Annotated in this window: 2 protein-coding genes; both read left to right on the top strand. The window is 36.1% G+C overall.

The window, feature by feature from the left end; translation table 11 throughout:
* Positions 1–212: 212 nt before the first annotated feature.
* Positions 213–1,139, top strand: coding sequence for a DUF72 domain-containing protein (locus AC1DDX_RS26830; RefSeq protein WP_477622972.1), 927 nt, complete (start codon positions 213–215; stop codon positions 1,137–1,139).
* Positions 1,140–1,210: 71 nt separating this feature from the next.
* On the top strand, positions 1,211–1,846 hold the full coding sequence (locus AC1DDX_RS26825; RefSeq protein WP_172659878.1) for a peroxiredoxin: 636 nt from the start codon (positions 1,211–1,213) through the stop codon (positions 1,844–1,846).
* Positions 1,847–2,081: the final 235 nt, after the last annotated feature.

The following is a 2,081-nucleotide window of genomic DNA, read 5'->3' as shown; positions in this document are numbered from 1 at the left end:
GCGTTAAGCTCTATCCCTCAGGATTCTATAGTGGGTAGGATATCTTCTGTTAGGAAGAGCAAATTATCGAAATTAGAGCCATCAAAACAGGTATCCAAAATTCAGGATTACGTGTTTATGATAAAAGGTTATAACTAATAACTAACACATAAATTTGAAACCCCGAAACTTTAATTTAGTTTCGGGGTTTTGCTTTATATAGAACTTTAAATATGGATTTCGGAAAAGTAACAGATAGCCAGATAAAGCATGTAAATTTTACATTGCCAAAAGATGGCATACAAACTTCAAAAACATTGTCGAAAGGTAAGCCGGCTAAAAACCCTGAGTTTTACGTTGGCTGTGCCAAATGGGGCCGAAAGGAATGGTTAAATATGATTTACCCAGCAAAAACCAAAGAAGCCGACTTTCTGGATCAATATGTAAAACATTTCAATTCTATTGAGCTGAATGCAGTTTTTTACAGCATCCCGAATGCAGAGCTGATTAAAAAATGGAAAGCCAAGGCTGAGGATAATTCCAATAATAGTTTTATTTTCTGTCCTAAATTTTCCAGAACAATCAGCCATATTAAAAGGCTAAAAGATGCAGAGGTACCAACAGATCTTTTTCTGGCAAGTATTTCTGAATTTGCTCAGTTCTTGGGGCCATGCTTTTTGCAGCTTGGAGATAACTTTACACCTAAGAGCCTGCCTGTTCTGGAAGAATACCTGAAATACCTGCCTACTGACCTTGCTGTTTTTGTGGAATTAAGGCACGAAGGATGGTTTTTGGAAGMAGCGAATAGGAACCAGGTGTTTGATATGTTTGCAAAGTTAAATAAGGGTGCAGTAATTACTGATGCAAGCGGCAGGAGAGACTGTGTGCACATGGAACTAACCATACCTGAAATATTTATTCGCTTTGTCGGAAATGGATCGGCACATCAGGATTCTGACTTTGCAAGGATAGACGATTGGGTGGTAAGAATTAAACAGTGGTTGGATAAAGGACTGGAAAAAGTGTACTTCTTTCTGCACCAACATGATGAAAAGGATACACCCATTCTTGCCGATTATACCATTAAACAGTTTAATAAGCACTTGGGAAGTAAGATTCCTGAAATTAATTTTATTACAAAAACAGGAGAATTATTTTAAATAGTATACTTAACTTGTAGACTTTAATATTTACTTTTAAACATTGTTATTTACTACTAAAATATATAATTATGAGTTTAAGAATAGGGGACGCAGCTCCCAATTTTAAGGCAGAAACTTCTATTGGTAATATCGATTTTTATGATTTTCTGGGAGATAGCTGGGGAGTCTTGTTTTCTCACCCTGCAGATTATACTCCGGTATGTACCACGGAACTTGGCCGTACTGCATCTTTAAAAGGAGAATTTGAAAAAAGAAATGTTAAAGTACTGGCGCTTAGCGTTGATTCTGCAGAGTCTCATAAAGGCTGGATTAAAGACATCAATGAAACTCAAAATACAAATGTAGAGTTTCCTATCATTGCAGATGAGGATAAGAAAGTTGCTGATCTCTATGATATGATCCATCCAAATGCATCAGAAACTTTAACTGTACGTTCGTTGTTCATCATCTCTCCTGATAAAAAGGTTAAATTGATGCTAACCTACCCTGCGTCTACAGGGCGTAACTTTAACGAAGTATTAAGAGTAATCGATTCATTACAACTTACCGCTAATTATAGCGTTGCAACTCCTGCAGATTGGGAAGATGGACAAGATGTTGTTGTAATGAACAGTATTAAAACAGAAGACATTCCTGCAAGGTTCCCCAAAGGACATAAAGTAATTAAACCTTATTTAAGAACTACACCTCAACCTAATAAGTAATAGTGTAATATAAGGATAAACAAAAAGCGAGGCATTTTTACAATGCCCCGCTTTTTGTTTTCTGGAATTCAATTTCTCCGCATTCTGTCGAGATGATTGTTATGACTCATGCAAGTATTTTTTAATATAATTTATGCCGCAATTAATTGATTACTGACATAAGGTTTCTGATGACTTACCACTGCAACCACTCTTAGGGCAATCTTATTTCTTATTGCATTTAAGATGCTCATGG

The sequence above is a fragment of the Pedobacter sp. 10L46_2 genome (genome assembly GCF_056395165.1).
The sequence above is the reverse complement of the archived record's forward strand: the minus strand, read 5'-3'. Positions and strand labels throughout refer to the sequence as shown.

Excerpts from the sequence above, each read along its gene's own strand:
- AC1DDX_RS26825 (WP_172659878.1), top strand. The coding sequence starts at position 1,211 with ATGAGTTTAAGAATAGGGGACGCAGCTCCCAATTTTAAGGCAGAAACT.